We start from the raw sequence: 22,456 nt of genomic DNA, 5'->3' as shown, positions 1-22,456 counted from the left end.
ATTAATCTATCTAACGAACATTATCCCAAGTGATTGGGATAATGTTATTTTCTTGTAAAATCTTGGGTAAATCTGGATGACACAAAGTCTCTAATTCCCGAGTAGGTTCGTAATCAGGCATTAGATTTTGATAAAGCCCCGTATGGCTAATCGAAGGGTGAAAAAAGATCTCTGAACGGCCATTTGGTAAGTTCACTAATAATTTTGAAATCTTTTCAAAATTCATATGCCCACACCAAGATAATCCAAAACACCAATCTAAATAACGCATATTGCTACGCCTTAGTTGATATTTTAAAATATTTGTCCAGTATTGGACAAGAATATTACCAAAATTCTCTTTGTAATTGGTTTTGTCAATTGCCATTAATATTTTAAAGGGCTCGTGTGGCACACGAATATTACGTACATTAAATTTTTTGCATAGTTCAATGAGCATTTTTCCAACACTGGGGTGAAGATGCATATGTTTATGTACATCAACATGGTCTAATGCTAATCCAGTATCAATAAACGCCTGTAACTGTGCCTTAATTTCTCTGCGTAATTGATATTGTTTTTTTTTATTAAAAAAATAATCAATTCCCATTTTTAATTGATCCGAGGGGAATTGGTTATCAGTATTAATAATTGAAGGGATTTCAGAGTATGGAAGAATAGCAGGGCCTTCAATCACCACTAAATGTAGCCCAACTTTGAGGTTAGGCATTTTTTTTGCTCGTTTAATTGCATCTTGTGCTGCGGCACCACCAATCATAAGATTTGCCGTGTTCAATACACCCCGATGATGGGCTATTTCTATTGCTTCATTAACTTCAACAGAAAGCCCAAAATCATCAGCTGAAAATAAAACTTGTCTAGTCACAAGGCCTCTTATCGTTCACCAATTAAGGAGTATGTCTGTCGCGTAGGAATTGAAAGAATTCAATACCTTCACGCAAACGACGCTTCATCATTTGTGGGCTGGTAACCATTTCTCCAACAATAGAAGCAATTTTGGGCGCGCGGAAATAGAATTTTTTATAGAAGGTTTCTACACTATCAAAGATTTCTGTATGAGATAAGTGTGGATAATGTAAAGGTGCAATCTGAACCCCATTTTCATCAATTAACTCAGCATGATCTTTATCTAACCAACCATTTTCCATTGCTTGTTTATACAAGAATGTTCCAGGATAAGGTGCTGCCAAAGAAACTTGCATTGTATGAGGGTTAATCTCAGTTGCAAATTTAATCGTTTCTTGGATGGTTTCTTTGGTTTCACCAGGAAGCCCCAAGATAAATGTACCGTGGATTTTAATACCTAGTTCATGACAGTTTTTGGTAAATTCGCGAGCAACTTCTACGCGCATACCTTTTTTAATGTTGTGTAAGATTTGCTGGTTGCCACTTTCGTAACCAACTAATAACAGACGAAGCCCATTGTCACGTAATACTTTTAGTGTGCTGCGTGGCACATTGGCTTTGGCATTACAAGACCATGTTACCCCTAATTTACCGAGCTCTTTGGCGATTGCTTCAGCACGAGGTAAATCATCTGTGAATGTATCATCATCAAAGAAATACTCTTTGACTTGAGGGAAATATTGCTGAGCCAAACGAATTTCAGCAGCAACATGTTGAGGGCTGCGCGTACGATATTTATGCCCACCTACAGTTTGTGGCCATAGGCAGAATGTACAATGAGATTTACATCCACGACCAGTATAGATAGAAAGATAAGGATGTTTTAAGTAACCAATAAAATAATCTTCGATACGAAGATCTCTTTTATAAACTTCGGTTACGAATGGAAGGGTGTCCATATCTTCGATGATCGCACGATCTTTGTTATGGACAATTTTACCATTTGCATCACGCCACGAAATTCCATCAACATTTTTAAAATCCATGCCTTCAGCGATGTCTTTGATGGTAAAATCAAATTCATTGCGTGCGACAAAATCAATAACGTCTCCTTTTTCAAGGCTTTCTTGAGGTTGTACGGCAACTTTTGCACCAACCATCCCGATTTTAACCGATGGATTGGTTTCCTTTAACATTTTTGCAACTTTAAGATCAGAAGCAAAAGAAGGAGTAGATGTGTGCATGATGACAAGGTCACGATTTTTCACATCTGCTAAAATTGGATCCATAGTTAAACGAGCAGGAGGCGCATCAATAAGACGGCTATCAGGAATCAAAGCCGCAGGTTGTGCCAACCAAGTTGGATACCAAAAGGATTTAATTTCGCGTTTTGCTTGATAACGAGAACCCGCACCACCATCAAAACCTTCAAAAGAGGGGGGTTGTAAAAATAGCGTTTTCATCATGAGTGCAGTTTTCCCTTGATTTATATTATTTTAGTTAGAAAGATATAGTTTTCAAAATACTAAATTGATTTGGTTATATATCACTATATAGTGTCGTTTGGAACTCTGGATGTTTTTTTATTGTCATTTTTTGTCCACGCCAGGTCACTTTGGTTCCAAAAAAGCTGTTAAACATGACCAACGCAGAGAACCAATCTCTGTAAGGAAGCAAAGATATTATGCGTAAAGATGGATAGTTTAATTTTTTGTTAATTAAGAGACAGCAAAGTGCTTTTACACCCCAACATAGCAAGAAACATATCCACGATATCCAAGTTAGTGGATTAAATATAACCGCTAAAGATGCCCAAAATAATGGCAGTTGTAAAAATGATAGTGTAAAACCAATAGGTTCTAGAATAAACGTTGTTCGATTCCAGCGTAATTCATGTTCATAAAGTGAAAACAAATCTTTTTCGGTAACTGTTGTTTGAACAATATCAGGGGCAAGAGCAATATCCAAATATTGTGCTTTAATTTTTCTTCCTAAGACCGCATCATCAGCAACGTAATTAACTAGGCTTGTAAACCCACCAATTTTTTCTAATAAATCGCGCTTGATGGCAATGGCGGCGCCCAAGCAATCTTGCCGGCCTAGATATCGAGATAATAACACGCCAGGCATAAAATTATAGTTGATATGTGCACTGGCTATATGTTGAACACGAGATTCAAAAGAGGGAAGACCACTATATAAGGAAGTTACAAGACCAATATTAGGTTTTTGTAGCTCTAAAACCATCTCTTTTAGATAGTTTTTATTAGGAGCATGAATGTCTGAATCGGATATAATAAAAATTTCATGTTTTGCAGCAGGAAACATATTGATTAAGTTTGAAACTTTTCGATTATGCCCATGAATATCTGGATTAACAACAATATTAATCTCTACATTCGGATAGAGTTTTTGTAAGTTCTTGACAATAGTTAACGCAGGATCTTTAGAGTGGTGTAAACCGAAAATAATTTGTAAGTTTGGATAGTTTTGTTCACAGAAACTTTGTAAAGCTTCAAAGAGTAACGGTTCTTTACCCGATAACGGTTTAAATACTGTAACTTTAGGTAGTGTATTTGTAGAATAGCTTTCTATTTTTTTATTCTTTTGAAAAAAATGAACTAATAAAGAGCCAATGGCTGCTTGGATGCATCCTAAAGCAGCACAACTTAGTAAAAGTTTATTGGATTTTGAAAGCTTAAAAAGTGAACAAGACATAAAGACTCAGAAATTATTTTATTTGTTAAATGATTGTGTTTTTTTATTCAACATTTCAACCAAAGCTTGGCTGCCACCCTTGGCAAGGGTAGAGCTAAAATCTCCACGTTGAATTGCCGTCTGGCTGATATTTCCATTTAATAATACATCAATAATTCTCCATCCTTGTGGAGTTTTATGAACGATATAATTAATTTGTGTTGCATCACTACCAGAGCCAACTGTTGTACTAATAATTTGATTTGTACCTGAAGGCGCAGTTTTTACATCTGGAGAAATTTTGAATTGGGTATCTGAACTATCAGCAAAACTTGAAAGATACCGTGCTGTGGTATAATTTTTAAATGCAGTTAAAACGGCTTCTTTTTCTTGTGGTGTAAAAGTTTCATAACGATACCCCACAGTTTTGCTAATAATCGCAGGAAAATCATAACTGACATCCAACGCTTGATTTAAGAGAGCAGTCCGTTGCGCTGGTGAATTTTTAGAAGATTTTTGAATAGCACTTAACGCTTGATAGAGTTTTACAACAGGTTCTTTAGAAGCACTTTGTGCATTTGTACTAGGTGTGCTTGCTATAGGTTGTTTAGACAGGGTTTGTGCCAGAACTTGGGTGCTTGCACCACTAAGTGCTGTAAAACCACACAAAAGAAAGAAATATCGTAATTTCATTGTTATACTTACTCTATGTTTAACTTATACATTATCATATGATATTAGACTAAGGTGATCGATAATCAAGCCCCAATAGCTTTTAAAGCCGTTTTTACAATTGATGTGGCATCCAAACCTGCTTGAGCATATTGTGCTGTTTGCGTATCATGGTGAATGAAAAAATCTGGAATAACCATGGGTCTAAAGCGAATATTATCTAACAAACCATTTCCCGCAAGATGTTCCATTACAAAAGCGCCAAAACCACCACGAGAACCTTCTTCTATTGTGATTAATACTTTATGATTACGAGCAATTTGGTTGATTAAATCTGTATCCAGCGGTTTTGCAAATCGTGCATCAATAATTGTCGGTGAGTAACCTTGCTCTGTTAAATTTTCAGCTGCCTTCAAACATTCAGTTAAACGTGCACCAAAAGAAAGGATAGCAATTCCACCTTTTTCTTTTCCTGTTTGCTCTCCCATTTCTTGGACGATACGGCCTTTACCAATCTCCAAAATCTCAGCTTGGCTAGGTAATTTTAATCCAAGTCCAGGGCCTCGTGGGAATCTAAAAGCAATCGGACCCTCGTCAAACTCCGCAGCAGTTGCCGTCATATGCATTAACTCTAACTCATTACTTGGAGCCATTAATACGATATTAGGAAGGCAGCCTAAATACGCAATATCATAGGTTCCAGCATGCGTTGCACCATCAGCACCAACGAGCCCAGCACGGTCGATTGCAAAACGAACTGGTAACTTTTGTAAAACAACGTCATGCATGACTTGGTCATAACCGCGTTGTAAAAAAGATGAGTAAATTGCACAGAATGGGCGGATGCCTTCTGTAGCCAATCCAGCGGCAAATGTTACAGCATGTTGTTCAGCTATGCCTACATCAAAATAACGGTCTGGGAATTTTTGCTCGAATTTATCTAACCCTGTTCCCGTAGGCATTGCAGCGGTAATAGCAACGATTTGTTCATCTTTTTCTGCACATTTTAACAATTCTTTGCTAAAAACAGAGGTATATGAAGCAGGACCAGGAGGCGCTTTTGTTTGTTCGCCTGTTATGACGTTAAACTTTGAAACAGCGTGATATTTATCTCCAGAGCTTTCTGCTGGTTTATATCCATACCCCTTTTGTGTCACAATATGAAGCAAAACGGGTCCAAGATGCTCTGCATCACGCAAGTTACGTAAAACAGGAACAAGTTGTTGTAGATTATGACCATCAATTGGCCCAACATAATAAAAACCGAGCTCTTCAAACAAGGTTCCACCCGTCATCATAGAGCGTGCATATTCCTCTGCTCTTTTCGCTCTTTTTTCGATGCTTTCAGGAAGCTTGCTGGCTACTCGGGCAGCAAGGTCACGAAGTCCAAGGAAATGACGAGAAGATAAAAGCTGTGACAGATAAACAGACATTGATCCGACAGGTTGTGAAATCGACATTTCGTTATCATTTAAAATAACAATAAGATTTTCAGCACCAGGACCTGCAACAGCAGCATTATTCATGGCTTCATAAGCCATTCCCGCCGTAATAGAGCCATCACCAATTACAGCAATTGCGCTACGTTCTTTGTAACTTGGATCATGTTTTGCTTTGTAATGATTAGCAACAGCAATCCCCAAGGCAGCAGAAATAGAGGTTGATGAGTGTGCTGCACCAAATGGATCGTAAATGCTTTCTGAGCGTTTAGTAAAACCAGACAATCCACCAGGTTGGCGCAGAGTACGAATTAATTCTCTGCGTCCAGTCAGGATTTTATGAGGGTATGCTTGATGTCCCACGTCCCAAATTAAGGAATCTCTGGGTGTATCAAAGACTGCATGTAAAGCAACGGTGAGTTCAACAACACCTAAAGACGCGCCTAAATGCCCGCCAGTTGTTGAAACAACATCGATTGTTTCTGCGCGCAGTTCTCGAGCAACTTGTTCAAGTTGTTCGATAGATAAGTTGTTCAAATCAACTGGATATTGAATATGATCCAGCAGGGGAAAGCGCCCATAGGTAGGAATAGATTTAATGAATTTGGCCGATTCATTTCCTAAAGGATTGGTTTGATTTTTAGGATTTTCGGGTTGTTCATCCATGTTTGATCTCATCCGTTTGGTTACACAAGGATACAAATGAGCGGAACATTTGTATTTCATAAAATTGTATTAAACTGTTTAATACTAGATTGAAACTTCTAATTATACCAATCTTTATTCAATAAACAGTATATTCGATCATTTTAATATTGTTTTTTAAAAATCACATGATATTTATGTGATATATATATCACCATATAGAATAAGAGGGAGTGTTTTGTGTAAAAATTTACCCTTTTTATAGAATTATATTATGGTGTTTCCTAAATTATATACTTACAAGATTTTAAATAAAATTATTCTTACGAAATATATTTTATTATTTAAAAGATGATTTTACTCTTGTCGTATAATATTATTTATCTTAAATAAATATCCAATTTGTTGTATTTTAAACGCCGGTTTTCCGGCTTGGGAGCTGAAAAATGGCTGTTCCTCTGATGCAGGCGGTACGAGTCGGCAGTTATGTTGTGAAACAACATTTACAAGGGCGCAAAAAATATCCGCTGGTTTTGATGTTGGAACCACTATTACGTTGTAACCTGGCTTGCTCTGGTTGTGGAAAGATTGATTATCCAGCTGAGATTTTGAACCAACGGTTGAGTGTTCAAGAATGTTTAGACGCGGATGCTGAATGTGGTGCCCCAGTCGTTGCTGTGGCTGGAGGGGAACCTTTATTACATAAAGATATGCCCAAAATTATCCAAGGGTTAATTGCACGTAAACGTTATGTTTATTTGTGTACGAATGGATTGTTGCTAGAAAAGAAAATTGATGATTATAAGCCATCTCCATTCTTTTCTTGGGATATTCATCTGGACGGCGATCAGATAATGCATGATGCTTCTGTATGTCAAGAAGGTGTTTACGACAGAGCAGTTGCCGCTATTAAGCTTGCAAAATCAAAAGGGTTCAGAGTTTCAATTAATTGTACTTTATTTGATGGTACAGATCCTCATCGTGTTGCAACATTTTTTGATGAGGTCATGGCATTAGGTGTCGATGGAATTATGACAGCACCTGGTTATGCGTATGAACGTGCACCTGATCAAGAACATTTCTTGAATCGTCAAAAAACCAAACAATTATTCCGTGATATCTTCCGGTTGGGTAAAGGGCATAAATGGCGTTTTACTCAGTCTCCTTTATTCCTTAATTTCCTTGCTGGAAATGAACAATATCATTGTACTCCTTGGGGTAAACCTTTGAAAACAGTTTTTGGATGGCAACGTCCTTGTTATCTGTTGGGTGAGGGATATGCAGCCTCTTATCAAGAGTTGATGGATGATACCAACTGGGATTTATATGGCACGGGGAATTATGCGAAATGTGCAGATTGTATGGTGCATTCTGGGTATGAATCTACCGCTGTAAAAGATGCAATTCAACGTCCATGGCACATTGCTCAGGTTGCATTGATGGGACCAAAAACAGAAGGACCAATGGCACCAGAGATTGATTTGTCAAAACAACGCCCTGCTGAATATGCCTATAATGAGCAGGTCGAAGGTTTGATGCAAAAAATCAAAACCGAGGCCCCAAGTCAAAGTAAGCGTACGACAACTATTCGTCGTGTTAAAGCTGTAAAAAAAGACGAAATATCTGAAAACTCATAAGTATTCCAGAGAAAATTAGAAATTTGAAAGCAAGCCCTTAAATATTATGAAGGGCTTGTTTTTTTTTGTGAAGAGCATCCATTGTGTTTAGATAGATTGGTAGTTTTAATTTTACTTGCTTATTACCCATTTCTTTATACCATGAGATGTGTATCAAATTAATTAAAATAAAGAGGACTTTCTTATGTCAGACCAAACATTTCGTACGGAAAAAGATCTTTTGGGGTCGATGGACGTACCAAGTGATGCTTATTATGGAGTTCAAACGTTAAGAGCGATTAATAATTTTAAATTAACGGGCGTTCCTTTGTCCCATTTTGCGCACCTAGTGAATGGCCTAGCAATGGTAAAATGGTCAGCAGCTGCGGCTAATCACAAGTTGGGCTATTTATCTGATGAAAAATATCATGCCATTGAAAAAGCTTGTCAGCGTATTATCAAGGGCGAGTTTCACGATCAATTCCAAGTGGATATGATTCAAGGTGGTGCTGGGACTTCTACCAATATGAATGCTAATGAAGTTATTGCGAATATAGCTTTAGAAGAAATGGGGCATAAAAAAGGGGAATATCAATATTTGCATCCAAATAATGATGTAAATATGGCTCAGTCTACTAATGATGCGTATCCTACAGCTATTCGGGTGGGTTTATTATTAGGATATGACTCAATCTTGGTTTCACTTTCGAAACTTAGAGATTCTTTTGCTAAAAAAGGTAAAGAATTTTCACATGTCATTAAAATGGGTCGTACACAATTGCAAGATGCAGTGCCTATGACATTAGGGCAAGAATTCAATGCTTTTGCGACAACCATGACCGAGGATTTAGAGCGTATTCGTGTGTTGGTTCCTGATTTGCTTTGTGAAGTAAACCTTGGGGGTACTGCAATTGGAACGGGGATTAATGCAGATCCTCACTATCAAGCATTAGCTGTCGAGCATTTAGCACGGATTACAGGGCATAAATTATTGCCGGCTACAGATTTAATCGAAGCCACTTCTGATATGGGGGCTTTTGTCTTGCTTTCTGGCATGTTGAAACGGACAGCTGTCAAATTATCTAAGATTTGTAATGATTTAAGATTATTATCTAGTGGCCCCAGAACAGGAATTAATGAAATAAACCTTCCTGCTAGACAACCAGGCAGCTCTATTATGCCTGGCAAGGTTAATCCTGTTATTCCAGAGGCGGTAAACCAAGTAGCTTTTACAGTGATTGGAAATGATTTGGCGTTGACTTTGGCAGCAGAAGGGGGACAGTTACAGTTAAATGTCATGGAACCTTTAATTGCTTATAAAACGATGAGTTCTAGTATTTTATTAATTCGTGCTATGGATATGTTAAGAGAGTTATGTATTGATGGCATCACGGCAAATGTAGAGCATTGTAAAAACCTTGTTGAGCATTCTATTGGCCTTGTGACAGCTTTGAACCCTTATATTGGGTATGAAAATGCAACACGAATTGCACGTAAAGCTTTGGAAACTGGAAAAGGGGTGTTAGAGCTGGTTCGTGAAGAAAAGCTACTCAGTGAAGAGGAGTTGGAAAAAATCCTCAAGCCTGAAAATATGATTGCACCACATTTGGCATTGTCTGATTTAAAACATTAGAATTTATTTGTAATCTTACTCTATTCCTTATTTAATATAATATTAAAATAAGGAATAGACAGTTGAATCTTATCAAGATATTTGAATTAAAATTACTTTTTGTATTGAAACCATGTATATAGGTCTTTCGGATTTTTTCTTGCGTCAGGTCAGTAACAATTTATGATTATTTCTATTATAATTATTATATGCTTAATTTTTCTTAATGGTATGTTCGCCATGGGGGAACTGGCATTAATTTCTAGTCGAAAAACGAGATTAGTTACGATGCAACGTCAAGGTGTGCGTGGCGCAGACCGTGCAATTCGCTTGATGGAAGATCCTCAAAGCTTTTTACCGACTATTCAAATTGGAATTACAATTGTTGCCATTTTTGAAGGGGCTTTTGGGGGGGCAAGAATTGAAGCATCCTTGGGGCATTGGCTAAGCACGTTTCCTGTTATTGGACCATTTGCAGATGATGTTTCAATTTTTGTTGTCGTTTTAATTATTACATTTTTTATGTTGGTTTTTGGAGAGTTGGTTCCAAAGCAGATTGCTTTACAAGATCCAGAAATTATTGCAGTTAAATTGGCGAGAACTTTCGAGATCATGTCTCGGGTTGCTTCTCCTATAGTATGGATTTTGGGGAAATGTTCAGAGGCTATTTTAAAATTATTACGTCGTCATAAAAAAATACGTATTGCTGTTAGTGAAGAAGAGCTGCGTGCTTATATTGCTGAGGGAGCTCAGGCTGGGATTTTAGAGATCGAAGAGCGCAATATGATTGAGCGTCTTTTGCGTCTTGCTGATCGTCCTGTACGTGCTTTGATGAGGCCTCGAAACGAAATTGTTTGGGTGGATCGTTCTACTTCTGCAGCCGAGTTAAAAAAGATTTTATTAAATGTTCAACATTCACGTTTAGTAGTGTGTGAAGGTGGTATTGATAATCCATTAGGGATTATTTCTGCTAATGATGTATTAACGATGGTTTTGCAAGGCAAAGAATTATCCATTGATGGATGTTTGCAATTACCTTTGGTTGTACCAGACAGTATGTCTGCATTAGATGCTCTTGAACGGTTAAGAGCAGATGTATTAGGTGTCGTTTTGGTATTAGATGAGTATGGCTCTTTTGAGGGAATTATCACTGCATCAGATATATTCAAAGCTATTGTTGGTGAGGTTAATCAGCCCTTGGATGCGCCTCGTCTTGAATCTGGTATTGTGAATGAGTATTTGCTTGATGGTACGACATTAGTTGATGGAATCAAAGATCAGCTTAACCTAGATGACTTACCTGCAGAGGGCAGCTATCATACACTAGGTGGTTTAATTTTGGCATTACTTCGTCGCGTTCCTATTACTGGGGATAAAGTGGTATTTTCTGGCTGGTTATTCGAAGTGATTGAAATGGATGGTAGGCGTGTCACGAAAGTCAAGGCCAGTAGGCAGGCTGTGGCACAGAATTAATATGCATATTCATTAAAAAGGCTTTTCTTTGTATAAAGAAAAGCCTTTTTATTTAATGAAGTGTTACTGTTTTCATTAGTTGTTGTTCATCATCAAAACTGGGCCATTCATTTTGAGCCAAAGATTTCAAAGATGGTTTGGGCAGATCTAACTCTTTCGAATATATCCATAAATAAGTTAACGCACGATGCAGGTAATTACGTGTTTCTGATAAAGGAATTGATTCCATAAATAATAATGGATCATGTTGGTGATCAGTTATTTCTAACCATTTCCCAATCATAGAAGGCCCCGCATTATAACTGGCTAACATATGTAATAAATTGCCACCTTGAGCTTCATTTTTATTGGAAAGTTCTGCCAAATGTTCTAAATAAAGCTGCCCAATTTCCAAATTAAGAGCTGCATTTTGAAGTTCAGCAGGATGGTTCAAAGAAAGATTATCTTGCTTTTTGGCAATATATTTGGCTGTTACAGGCATAATTTGCATTAAACCCATCGCCCCATTTCTAGAAATTGCTTTACTGTTAAAATTAGATTCCAAACGGGTTAAGGCATAAACCAAAGCAGGATTCATTTTGAATCCGTGACGTGGTTTAAGGTTTGGTATGGGTAAGGCCAGATCATTTTTGACTGTTTCATCATGATGGATCAAAATTGTCTGTAGCTGATCAGAAAGTTCTGTGAAACCAGCGGCTTTGGCAACTAATTGAATAGAGCGAGACAAAGGAAGATTAAGATTGCTTTGCATCCATAATTGTCTAAGGACAATTTCTGCTCTGTCTTTTTCGTCAACTTGCAATAACGCAAAAAAGCGTTTGCCTAATGCTGTATCTTCGATGGCACTGATGTCTACATTGCTGATAATATCAACAGGTTTAGCTTTAAAAGACAGAGTTTGTTTGCCCTCTTGTAGCGTTTCACGGGCTAGAATACCGTAAAAAGTTAACGGAAACTTAGCTGCTCTGTGCAGCCATGTTTGATATCCTTGTAGATCATTAACACTCAAACGGGTACGCGCTGCCCAAAAGAAGCACCCTCCTTGTAGATGAGGAGAGGTTATATCTGCGTGAGAGGCTTTGGAGAAAAGATAAAAGGCTAAATCATTTTGATCCTGTTTCCACTCAATAAGCCCTGCGATATATCCTGCTAATGCAATTCGCCCTTTGGACAATGAAAAAGCTTGTTGTGCAATATGTAATGCGTATTCATCTTTGCCTGTAGCAAAAAGTTGTTGTGCGATTTCTGCCTGTAATTGAGCTGCATATAAATCAGTCATTCCAGGAGTTTTTTCAATGAGTTCAAGGGCATTTTTAGCCCCTTTTTCACCTAAAGTGCTGCGTGTATAGATCGTTCGATCTAAGCGTGGATTTCTTTTAAAAGGTGTGACAATTGGATCGGTCTCTTTTGGTGTTGGCAAAGATATTTGTATGACATTTGCTTTTAATACCGGTAAAGAGTGGTCCAGAGGGAGGGTCCCTGTTTCAGCGGGAATAAAACCATTCAATTTTTTGATGATTTCAGTAGAATCAGCATAGAATGAAAAGTTTTTTAGCCATAGCCTAAGTTGCCCGTTGTTGGGTGTAAATTGAGGGTTAAGATAACGCTCAGCTAAAATATCGCCAAGCAACAAGTTATCTGAAATTTGAATCGTTTCAGATTGAGCCGTTGTGAAATCCCCTTTGCGTTGTAGATCAAATATGTGACGAATACGTCTAGCATCCAGCGTGTCCAAAGGACGAGGAAACCGAATTGAACCATTATTGCCACTCGACGAAGGACGAGTAGCCGCAATGGTTGATTCTTCATATTGATCTTGCTGCGTAGGTGTTTGTGCTCTGATAGCAGAAACAGAAACACCAGCAAACAAAGTTGCGCTGGCCACCAAAGCCCGCACAACAGAAGGGGAGATAGAATATATCCCTTGCATAATAAGTTGAATTTAGATTCAAATATAAATAAATCAAGCTTTTATTTTACTAAAAGAAATATTCTTTGGCGATATATTAAAATTTAATCCTTTATTACGATTAATCTATTTCCGTTTTATATAGTGCAGAACGGATACGAAGAAGATCGCGCCAAGTTTCTTGCCTAATCTTGCTACTTGCCTGAATTTGGGAAGGGTGCCGTAATGGAAAAAGCTGTAACGTAATATGTGTTTGTGGCAAGTGGATAGTATGCCATTTCCCTTGTAATTGACTGATTGGAGCACTGGATTGTGTAAGTGTACGTGCAGGAAGTGTTCCAATGCTTATGACGAATTTGGGTTTATAGATTTCTAGTGCTTTATACAAAAAAGGCAGACAAGTAGTCAGCTCATTAATAGATAATTGGCGCCCTCCAGGGGGGCGCCAAGGAATAAGAGGCATGCAAAAACAATCATCCAAGGAAACTTGAATGCTATCAAACATTTGTCTTAACCAAAATTCAGATTGCCCAAAAAAAACTTGCCCATTACGATCTTCATCTGCATCTGGAACTTCACCAATAACAAAAAATGGAGCAAGAGGATTTCCTTTTGGTAAAACAGAGTGCATTGCCGTATTATATAAAGGATAATCTTTAAACGAAGTGATTGCTTGGCAAATATCTTCTATATTTTTTGCTTGTAAGGAATAATTTTGATGTCTTAAGAAATTACTGCTATGAGAAGATGAGGTTTTTATAATAGGAATTGCGGTTGTTGGCTTTACATTCTCTAAATGATTTGTACATAAAGAGGTAAGGGTTTCATCAACACCCCATTCTGAATAAAGATTTAAAAGAGATAAATGATCAAACATGTTGGGTTTGAAGATCCAGCTTATTGAGAAGATGTACATTATGCAATGCCAGCGCTTTTTATGCACTATATTTTTATCAATTTCTGTTCTTATTGAGATTCCTCTTGCTTCAAAAGCTCTTGCCATTGCACAGGATCCTGAACCTATTCTTCCTTTTGAACACAAAAAAGGGGGCTATGGGGACTTTTTAGCAGCCGTTTTTGCAGCCAGAACCGATGATAGCGATATGGCAGCACGCTTATATAATAATGTTTTGTCATTGCGGCCAACAGATAGTGATCTGCGCCGAATCACTTTTTACCATAGTGTTCTTGCGGGGAATGATATTGCAATTGGCCTTGCCAAAACTCAAAGAGATCCGATTGCTGATTTGATTCGGGCAAATGATGCAATTATTAAAGGTCAATGGCAAGAAGCTTATCGTGATGTTTCTCGTCCACCCATCGACGTGTTCAGCCAGATTACTTATCCTTTGTTACAAGCGTGGTGCTTATATGGAGAAGGTAAAAAAGATCAAGCTTTAGCGGTGTTAACAAAAAATAGCCAAGGAAAACCTTTATCTGCTTTATATGCGTTACATGCTGGCATTATGTATTCTTTATCTAAAGACGAGGAAAAAGCAGGGCAGTATTTTGCGATAGCAGATAAAAATTTCCCAGGTGAAGATTTGCTGCTAACTCAGACTTATGGAAATTGGTTAGTACGTCACCATAGAGCTGGAAAAGCAGAAGCAATGGTGAGCGCTTTGGTGAAAAATTTACCTTTTTTACAAATTTCGACTCAAGATTTAGAAAATAATCTGCAAAAATTTCCTGTGCAAAATGCAAAACAAGTCATCGCACAAGTATATTTGGCAATGGCTTCTATTTTACAACAAGATCTCGCCTCTCAACCCCCAGATATAAGTATTGATCAAAAGCTTGCCAATAAAATCGCATTGCATACTCAGCAGATTTTTTTACGCTTGGCATTAAAGTTAAATCCTGAGTTATCTTCTGCTAAGATGATGCTTTCTGGTATTTTGGCTCAGGAAAAACATTTTAATGCTGCCAAGGATGTTTTGTTACCTATCTCACCGAATGATCCTTTAAAAACCGTTATACAATTACGTGTTGCGCGTTTGAATGCATTATTAGATCATAATCAAGAGGCAGAACAAGAGGTTAAAGCATTAGTTAAGGCCTATCCTCTTTCTGCTGATATCAGACAAGCATTAGGCGATTTATATTTTGATCGTAAACAATATAAAGAGGCAGCCGAGACTTATAGTAAGGTTCTTGAGCTAACCTCACTAATGAATAGTAATATCTGGCCTGTTTTTTTCGCAAGGGCGGTTTGTTATGAAAAATTGGGCGAATGGGACAAAGCAGAGAAAGACTTAAAGCAAGCTTTGGTTTTCGCACCTAATGAACCGATGTTATTAAATTATTTAGGATATTCTTGGGTCTTAAAAGACCGCAATCTAAAGGAAGCTCAGGAAATCTTACAAAAGGCTGTCGATATTGCTCCTGATGAAGGGGCAATTCGTGATAGTTTGGGTTGGGCGATGATTGTGAATGGCCAACTTGAGGATGGCGTAAAACAACTAGAGTTGGCTGCAGAAACGATCCCACAAGACCCAGAGTTAAATTATCATTTAGGTGTTGCTTATTGGAAAACAGGGCGGCATCAAGAAGCTATTAATCAATGGAATGTGGCTCTTAATTGTCAGCCCACGCCTGAAGAAAAAGTTTTAATTTTAAAAGCTTTGCAAGATGTCAAAGAAAATAAAGATATTTCAATTAACACTAACCAAAAAGCTAATTAGAGGATGTTCTTGCGCATGGAAGAAAAAGCGTATGCAAAAATTAATTTAAATTTGCATGTCACTGGTAAAAGAGAGGATGGATATCATTTACTCGATAGTTTAGTCGTTTTTCCTGATGTTGGAGATTATGTTAGTGTAGAGCCTGCAGATGTAGATCAAGCAGATTTAGTTACGTTACAGATAACTGGTCCTTTTTCAGGATCTCTGCAAAATGAAGATTTAAAGAATAATTTAATTGTTAAGGCAGCTTATCAATTAGTTGCTTGTACTGATAAATCTTTATCACCTATTAAATTACTATTAGAAAAAAACTTACCTGTTGCCTCGGGAATTGGAGGAGGTTCTGCTGATGCAGCGGCAACTCTGAGGTTGTTGATACGGTATTGGGGGTTGAAAATATCAGCGCAAGAACTAGCGCAAATTGCATTGAAATTAGGGGCTGATGTTCCTGTTTGTTTAAATTCTGTTTCTCAACGTATGGAAGGAATTGGCGAAACACTCTCTCTATTACCAAATTTACCGCAGTTTGGTATGATTTTAGTCAATCATGGAGAGGCAGTTTCAACAGCAGAAATTTTTCGTCACAGAGCAGCATATTTTTCAAAATATATAGACTCAACACAAAATTTAACTAGTTTTGATCAACTCATTCAAGAATTAATAAAATTAACCAACGATTTGCAACCGCCTGCATGTTTGTTGAATCCTGCAATCAATACAGTATTGCAAGCAATTGAAGAGCTTCCTTTTTGTCGTTTGTCTCGAATGAGTGGTTCTGGGGCTACATGTTTTGGGCTGTTTGAAACGGAACAGCAAGCCCAAGCCGCCGCTGCGATATTAACAAAGAAACATTCTTGGTGGATTTGGGGGGGGAAAGGCGTTGCAAAATAGGTCTATATTTTTGTTAATTAAATTGTACAAAGATGTTATTAGTTAAAGAAATAATTATAGTAAGAGGGCAAGATGAGCGTTGATATTAATATAAAATTGTCAGAGGATCGAGAAAAAACCACATTAACCTTTTCTGGTGGTGGTGATCCTGAAGCAAAAATTGATTTAACACAAAAAGAATTAGAAGACTTAATCCGTGTTTTAGGAATTGTACATTGGTCAATGGCTGATGGAAAACCTATTCCTGAAATTAAAGGTGCACAATTAAAGCCAGCTTATCAAACAAAATGGGCCATACAAAGAGATAAAGACACTCTTGGAACGTTACTTGCTTTTCAACATCCTGGTTACGGTGCAGTTGGCTTTGTTTTAGCAGATGATCAAGCAAAAGAATTTGCAAAGGCTTTACAAAAAAGCGTAAGACTTAAAAAACCAATAAAAAATTAAATTATAAAAAAACCTACTTTAATAAACTAAAGTAGGTTTTTTTTATAAGAATTTAAGTTAGATTTTATATATATTTGAATGCTAATAAACCACCAAGTAGCAAAATACAAAAAGCTGTTGCTACCCAAATCATACGTTTTTCGACGAAATCTTGAATAGGAGGACCAAATTTATATAGTAATGCTGCTTCTGCAAAAAACCGCACACCACGTGTCACAAGGCTGGCGATCATAAAAGGCACAAGAGAGAAGTGCGCAGCTCCAGAAGCAATGGTAACGAATTTATAAGGAATAGGAGTTAATCCCTTAATAAGAATAATCCAAACACCATAGGCATTAAATTTTTCCTGTAAATTAATTAGCTGTTGTTCCGCGTGATAAAAATGCACAATTGGCATGGCAAGATATTCTAATAAAAATGCTCCAATTACCCATCCCAAAAGGCCACCTAAGACACTAAAAATAGTACATATGGTTGCGTAATACCAGGCTTTCTCTCTTTTTGCCAAAATCATTGGGCATAATAAAATGTCAGGAGGAATGGGGAAGAAGCTAGCTTCTGCAAAAGCAATACAAGCCAGCCATATCGTTGCAAAACGACTGCCAGCAAGTTGAATGGCACGTTGATAAAGACGGTTTAGCATGAAAAATGTTTCCAGCAATTCAAATTAATGAGTATAGCTCTGCCACTTTTATTATGACACTGCAAGGTTTTATCATCCAATTAAAGATTTATGCAACCAATGTAACTTTTGCGCATAAGCCATGTGGTGAACGATTTTCAAGAGTAATATCTCCACCTTGTTCATGAATGATATTGCGCGTAATAGATAGCCCTAGCCCTGTTCCTCCTGTTTCCCGATTGCGGCTTTCTTCCATTCTGACAAAAGGTTCAAATACACGATCTAGGGATGCTTCATCAATTCCAGGGCCATCATCTTCGATTAAAATAATAACATGTTTATCATGAAGCGGATCAAGAGTGGTTGCAATATGCTCTGTCTTTAAAGTAATAAAAACACTGCCAGCATAATGAAGCGCATTTTCCATAAGATTTTGTAAGGCGCGTTTTAAACTAATAGGTCGTGCTTTTAGGGTAATTCTTGGCGTGGGTTCATTTAATAGGATATTTTCTTTTTTATCCGGATGCGTTTCTTGAAGCTCATGAACTAAGGTCTGTAATAATTTTGTTATATCTAATGAAACAATAGGTTCGTGACGCGTGCTGTCTTTACCAAACGCAAGTGTTGCTTTGATCATACTTTCCAATTCATCTAAATCAGCAATAAATTTTCTTTGTAGCGTTGGATCCTCAATAAATTCAGAACGTAATTTCAATCGAGTGATAGGAGTACGTAAGTCATGTCCAATAGCTAGCAAAAGTTGAGTTCTATCATTAACAAATCGGTTAATACGGCGTGCCATATTATTAAATGCACGTGCAGCTCTGGCAACTTCTAAAGGTCCTGTTTCAGGTAGGGGGGGTGCATTAACATCTTGCCCGAGCCTTTCTGCAGCAGCACCCAAGGTACCAACAGGGGCAATTAATCTGCGTACTCCCCATAAAGTTAATAGTCCCGTGGCAGTTGCCATCACGAAAAAAGCAATAGGGAAAGTTGCTGATGTAAAGGGGTTAGGGGAGGATAAAGTATAGCTGATATTAAGCCATTTATTATCATCAGGTAATTGAAAGGCAATCGCGCTACGATGTGTATCGCGATCAGAGGCAGCTATAATCTCTTTTGGTCGTAATTCAGGAGGGAAAAGGATAGTCGTCAAAAGATGGGTAATGGTTTGTTCTAGTTTTTGAGAACGTGGGGAGATTTTTTGTAAATCTGGTTTATCCGAAAGAAATACTTTGAAACCTGGCATAGGATCAAGATTATTGATTTCATCAGCACGCTCTTCACCACTATCTGTTTCAGAGATGTCGCGATAAACGGCTGTGGCACGATTAGCTGCTTCTTGCTCTTGGGTTAATCGATCAAAATCCAAACGATCTAATGTATGAATCATTAACCCGCATGCTTCAACCAGCCCTATACCGATAATAAGGAGTAAGCCCGTTCTGGCGGCTAGAGAAGATGGCCATAACCGCCATTTTTTGGACGTTTTTTTAGACATGACGAACAGGTACCGCGATCAAATAACCACCTCTGTGAACGGTTTTGATGATTTGAGATTGTCTGCCATCATCTTGTAATTTTCGTCTTAAACGGCTGAGAGTAACGTCTATGGTGCGGTCTGTTGGAGGAAGTTCATGCCCATAGAGAATATCTGATAATTGATCTCGGTTTACGATCTTAGGTGCATGTTCAAGCAAAGCCAGTAATAGATCATACTCTTTACCAGTTAAAGGAACGGCGGATTTATCAATATTTAAAAGTTGACGTGATATAGGGTTAAGAACCCATTCACCAAATTGAATGGATTTGTTTTGTTGGTTAAGTGTCGATTGTACCCGACGTCGAGATCGATGCAAAACGGAATGTATCCGTGCTAGTAATTCTCGGGGGTTAAAAGGTTTGGCTAGATAGTCATCAGCACCGAGCTCTAGGCCAATAATTCTGTCGGCTTCTTCGCCCATAGCGGTAAGCATGATAATAGGAATATCATCTTGTTGTCTTAACCAATGTGCAATTTCAAATCCACTTTCCCCAGGTAGCATTAAGTCTAAAATAACTAAATTATAAGTATTTTTTTTCCATACCTGGCGTGTTTGTTCACCATTATAGGCGTAGCTCACTTCGAAGTGATGACGTTTTAAAAATTGACATAGCAATTCAACAATTTCATGGTCATCATCAATAATTAATAAATGTGCCGGATGTTCCATATTATTTAGCCCTGTTTTTAGAATGTATACTCGTATGAATTGGGTTGGAAAGCAAGGGTAAAGCTTGTTTATTTATCTTTGGAATATTTTAAGGATATGATTTGTTTTTGACTATTTTGAGTAATTTGTGCTGCTTTGATCGTAAAATAATAATTCTTTGAAATATTGTGGTTATTTACAGGATTTATGTAACGAATAATGGTGGTTATTATAGTAGGTTTTTAAAGTCTTCTATTCGTAGTATATTATGATGAATATGATTTTAAATTCACTTATAGATATAAAGGTTCTGTTTAATGATTGATGAAAAAACACCCATGGAAACTTGGAAACAATTACAAGTTGATAAAGAAGCAGTGTTGATTGATGTGCGTACACCTCAAGAATGGGAACAAATTGGTTACCCTGATCTGTCAACTTTATCTCAGGAACTTTTAAAAATCAGTGTGCAAACTATTTTTGGTGAAAGGAACGATAATTTTGTTTCTGAACTTCGCCAGGCAGGTGTAAGGCCAGAACAAACAGTATATTTTATCTGTCGTTCAGGAAAGCGCAGTATGTTGGCAGCGAGTTTAGCTCAACATAGTGGTTTTAATCATGTGGTTAATGTCAAAGATGGATTTGAAGGCCCTGCTGATCCCAATGGTATTACAGGTAAAATAGCAGGGTGGTTGGCTGAAAAACTACCTGTTCTTCAGCCAGTTCGGTAAGCTTATTTATGTGACGCTGTTTCAGCGTCATATAAAACTTCTAATACAACACACCAAGGATAACGAGAATCATAGCTGATTCCATCAGGCCCTGCTAATTTTCCTGTTGTATCCACAGGAACATGGGTCATTGCCACAGAATCGTCTACGTTTCCACCAATAATACTGATTTGACGACCAAAAGGTTGTCCATTTTCGTTTACAGCCACAACAATTCCGCAATGGGCTGGGAACATAGACCCTGTTGGTAAGCTTGAAAAACGAATACCATCTCTATTTTTACCTCGTGCAGTACAAATCATATCCCCAAGCTTAGGTGCATAGGTTGCTGGGTCTTGAGCATGAAGGATTGGAGATTCATTAGATGCGGCTGCATTAATATAGGTCGAATGATTAGGAGAGTATGGGAAACGATTATTTGCTCCTGCAATTCTCATAACATAAGAAATGAATGCTGCTGACCATGCGTAATGTCCATCATTACGAAAGTTAAAAGCAGTACCATTAGAATTGTGTTTACCTGTATAACTGCCTTCAGACATTCCAGGATCCATACCAATCCACCAATACTCTCCAACGCGTTGCCAAAGGCCTGGCATGCGTTCAGCTTTAAAATCTGGGACTTCTGGCTCTGGGTGTTGTAATGGGTCATAATCAGCAACAGGTTGTCCAAATAAACGCCATTCGCGCAGAGCAATTGCAACAGCCTCTTGTCTTGCAAAAGGTTCAAAATTATTGGTCGCAAAATCAGGAACACGATCATCATAAATAGATCTTTGTTGCTGTTGTGGATATGCCCCCCCTGGGGTTGGGCGAACTTGATTATTAGCAGGACCACCACAAGCAGTCAGGAACCCTAATAAAATAAAAGGGGAAAGTTTGCGTATCATGTTTATATTGAACCACCCGAGAGTAAGGAGTTAAAAAGAATTAAAGCAGTATATTACTGTATTGTTATGTAAAATAATTTTGTATTTTTTGAAATCATTTTTATTTGCATAGGAAGAGTATTCCAGAAGGGTTGTTGTTTTTTAGCACTTATGCTTTTTAAGAATATAGGATTGGGTTTATTCTTATAGTAAGATGCTGATTTATTATTTTATTCATTAAGGTTCATTTCAATGATAATTGCACGTAATTTACAAGAATTTTTACAAGCTAGGGCTAGTTTTAAAGACTATTCTGTGGCGTTAGTACCAACAATGGGCGCGTTACATGATGGTCATATGGCACTGGTAAAACGTGCTAAAGAACTGGCTCATTATTGTATTGTAACAATATTTGTGAACCAGCTGCAATTTGATCAAAAAGAAGATTTTAGTCGTTATCCTAAAACGGAAGAACATGATATTAAGTTATTAGAACAACATCAGGTTGATTTGGTTTGGTTGCCTAGAGTTGGAGATATTTATCCCAAAGGTTTTGCAACACAGATTGTTGTTGATGGCCCTTCTTTATTATGGGAAGGGGAAAAAAGACCAGGGCATTTTTCGGGTGTTGCGACGGTTGTTTATCGTCTATTTTCTTTGATCAAACCGCATGTTGCTTGTTTTGGTGAAAAAGATTGGCAGCAATTACAAGTGATTCGCAGAATGGTTGAGGATTTGAATATCCCTATTTCGATTTTTGGTGTGCCAATCGTACGTGAAGTGGATGGCTTAGCAAAATCTTCGCGTAATCGTTTTTTATCACAAGAAGAGCAACAAAAGTCAGCTTTATTATATCAAGTGTTAAATAAAAGTTACCAAAGGTTACAAAATGGTGAGGTGATATCTCAGGTTTTAGAGAGTGCTGTTGATGAATTATCCCAAAAAGGATTTGAAGTGGACTATTTTAATGCTGTGGATGGTAAATCTTTGTGTAAGATTTCTGAATGGTCCAGTAATAGCCGCTTGATTACAGCCGCTAAATTAGGGTCTGTGCGCTTATTAGATAATATGTAAATAATAAAAGCCTTGTTTTATAAAACAAGGCTTTTAC

19 protein-coding genes are annotated in these 22,456 nt (G+C 37.6%); 8 read left to right on the top strand and 11 right to left on the bottom strand.

Annotated elements, in window-relative coordinates; translation table 11 throughout:
* Positions 1-10: 10 nt before the first annotated feature.
* The 5 genes from hpnK to dxs form a co-directional block, all read right to left on the bottom strand.
* A complete protein-coding gene (gene hpnK, locus COMX_RS09530) occupies positions 11-865 on the bottom strand; it encodes a hopanoid biosynthesis-associated protein HpnK (RefSeq protein WP_034340560.1) in 855 nt (284 codons plus the stop codon).
* A 22-nt stretch (positions 866-887) separates the two neighbouring features.
* Positions 888-2,312, bottom strand: coding sequence for a hopanoid biosynthesis associated radical SAM protein HpnJ (gene hpnJ, locus COMX_RS09525; RefSeq protein WP_034340557.1), 1,425 nt, complete (start codon positions 2,310-2,312; stop codon positions 888-890).
* 73 nt (positions 2,313-2,385) lie between these two features.
* Complete coding sequence (hpnI, locus tag COMX_RS09520) at positions 2,386-3,564, bottom strand: bacteriohopanetetrol glucosamine biosynthesis glycosyltransferase HpnI (protein ID WP_034340555.1); 1,179 nt, start codon at positions 3,562-3,564, stop codon at positions 2,386-2,388.
* Positions 3,565-3,582: 18 nt separating this feature from the next.
* Positions 3,583-4,236 (bottom strand): MlaC/ttg2D family ABC transporter substrate-binding protein, encoded by a 654-nt coding sequence (locus COMX_RS09515; protein WP_051462094.1) that lies wholly within the window; start codon positions 4,234-4,236, stop codon positions 3,583-3,585.
* Between the two features lie 65 nt (positions 4,237-4,301).
* Positions 4,302-6,320, bottom strand: a complete 2,019-nt coding sequence (dxs, locus tag COMX_RS09510) for a 1-deoxy-D-xylulose-5-phosphate synthase (protein ID WP_051462091.1) — start codon at positions 6,318-6,320, stop codon at positions 4,302-4,304.
* A 425-nt stretch (positions 6,321-6,745) separates the two neighbouring features.
* Here dxs and hpnH point away from each other — a divergent pair, with 425 nt between their 5' ends.
* The 3 genes from hpnH (at position 6,746) to COMX_RS09495 (ending at position 11,000) form a co-directional block, all read left to right on the top strand.
* Positions 6,746-7,936 (top strand): adenosyl-hopene transferase HpnH, encoded by a 1,191-nt coding sequence (hpnH, locus tag COMX_RS09505; RefSeq protein WP_034340554.1) that lies wholly within the window; start codon positions 6,746-6,748, stop codon positions 7,934-7,936.
* Positions 7,937-8,120: 184 nt separating this feature from the next.
* Positions 8,121-9,548: an aspartate ammonia-lyase gene (aspA, locus tag COMX_RS09500; protein WP_034340553.1), complete on the top strand. Its 1,428-nt coding sequence runs from the start codon at positions 8,121-8,123 to the stop codon at positions 9,546-9,548.
* 162 nt (positions 9,549-9,710) lie between these two features.
* Positions 9,711-11,000, top strand: coding sequence for a hemolysin family protein (locus COMX_RS09495; RefSeq protein ID WP_034340551.1), 1,290 nt, complete (start codon positions 9,711-9,713; stop codon positions 10,998-11,000).
* Positions 11,001-11,052: 52 nt separating this feature from the next.
* Here the strand turns inward: COMX_RS09495 and COMX_RS09490 are convergent, their stop codons facing one another.
* A complete protein-coding gene (locus COMX_RS09490; protein ID WP_034340550.1) occupies positions 11,053-12,930 on the bottom strand; it encodes a lytic transglycosylase domain-containing protein in 1,878 nt (625 codons plus the stop codon).
* Between the two features lie 100 nt (positions 12,931-13,030).
* Positions 13,031-13,786 (bottom strand): uracil-DNA glycosylase, encoded by a 756-nt coding sequence (locus COMX_RS09485; RefSeq protein WP_034340548.1) that lies wholly within the window; start codon positions 13,784-13,786, stop codon positions 13,031-13,033.
* Between the two features lie 40 nt (positions 13,787-13,826).
* Between COMX_RS09485 and COMX_RS09480 the strand changes: the two genes are divergently transcribed.
* The 3 genes from COMX_RS09480 (at position 13,827) to COMX_RS09470 (ending at position 16,931) form a co-directional block, all read left to right on the top strand.
* Positions 13,827-15,593, top strand: a complete 1,767-nt coding sequence (locus COMX_RS09480) for a tetratricopeptide repeat protein (RefSeq protein WP_161631863.1) — start codon at positions 13,827-13,829, stop codon at positions 15,591-15,593.
* Positions 15,594-15,608: 15 nt separating this feature from the next.
* Positions 15,609-16,484 carry a 4-(cytidine 5'-diphospho)-2-C-methyl-D-erythritol kinase gene (locus tag COMX_RS09475; RefSeq protein WP_084051598.1) on the top strand — a complete coding sequence of 292 codons (876 nt, stop codon included), beginning with the start codon at positions 15,609-15,611 and terminating at the stop codon, positions 16,482-16,484.
* A gap of 72 nt (positions 16,485-16,556) precedes the next feature.
* Positions 16,557-16,931 carry a hypothetical protein gene (locus COMX_RS09470; protein ID WP_051462090.1) on the top strand — a complete coding sequence of 125 codons (375 nt, stop codon included), beginning with the start codon at positions 16,557-16,559 and terminating at the stop codon, positions 16,929-16,931.
* A 64-nt stretch (positions 16,932-16,995) separates the two neighbouring features.
* Here COMX_RS09470 and COMX_RS09465 read toward each other — a convergent pair whose 3' ends face one another.
* From COMX_RS09465 to COMX_RS09455, 3 genes are all read right to left on the bottom strand, one after another.
* Positions 16,996-17,574, bottom strand: a complete 579-nt coding sequence (locus COMX_RS09465; protein WP_034340538.1) for a YqaA family protein — start codon at positions 17,572-17,574, stop codon at positions 16,996-16,998.
* Between the two features lie 88 nt (positions 17,575-17,662).
* Positions 17,663-19,054, bottom strand: coding sequence for an ATP-binding protein (locus tag COMX_RS09460; protein WP_034340535.1), 1,392 nt, complete (start codon positions 19,052-19,054; stop codon positions 17,663-17,665).
* Positions 19,047-19,766 carry a response regulator gene (locus tag COMX_RS09455; protein ID WP_034340531.1) on the bottom strand — a complete coding sequence of 240 codons (720 nt, stop codon included), beginning with the start codon at positions 19,764-19,766 and terminating at the stop codon, positions 19,047-19,049. The genes COMX_RS09460 and COMX_RS09455 overlap by 8 nt, the downstream gene beginning before the upstream one ends.
* 296 nt (positions 19,767-20,062) lie before the next feature.
* Here COMX_RS09455 and COMX_RS09450 point away from each other — a divergent pair, with 296 nt between their 5' ends.
* Positions 20,063-20,476 carry a rhodanese-like domain-containing protein gene (locus tag COMX_RS09450; protein WP_034340528.1) on the top strand — a complete coding sequence of 138 codons (414 nt, stop codon included), beginning with the start codon at positions 20,063-20,065 and terminating at the stop codon, positions 20,474-20,476.
* A gap of 2 nt (positions 20,477-20,478) precedes the next feature.
* Here the strand turns inward: COMX_RS09450 and COMX_RS09445 are convergent, their stop codons facing one another.
* Positions 20,479-21,366: a DUF2272 domain-containing protein gene (locus COMX_RS09445; protein ID WP_034340525.1), complete on the bottom strand. Its 888-nt coding sequence runs from the start codon at positions 21,364-21,366 to the stop codon at positions 20,479-20,481.
* A 231-nt stretch (positions 21,367-21,597) separates the two neighbouring features.
* On the opposite strand from COMX_RS09445, the gene panC reads away from it, so the two are divergent.
* The gene (gene panC, locus COMX_RS09440) at positions 21,598-22,419 is read left to right on the top strand and encodes a pantoate--beta-alanine ligase (RefSeq protein WP_034340522.1); all 822 of its coding nucleotides are present in this window, start codon (positions 21,598-21,600) and stop codon (positions 22,417-22,419) included.
* Positions 22,420-22,456: the final 37 nt, after the last annotated feature.

The sequence above is a fragment of the Commensalibacter papalotli (ex Servin-Garciduenas et al. 2014) genome, from assembly GCF_000527695.1.
GTDB classification, from domain to species: Bacteria; Pseudomonadota; Alphaproteobacteria; order Acetobacterales; family Acetobacteraceae; genus Commensalibacter; species Commensalibacter papalotli.
This window is presented reverse-complemented; position numbering and strand designations above follow the sequence as displayed.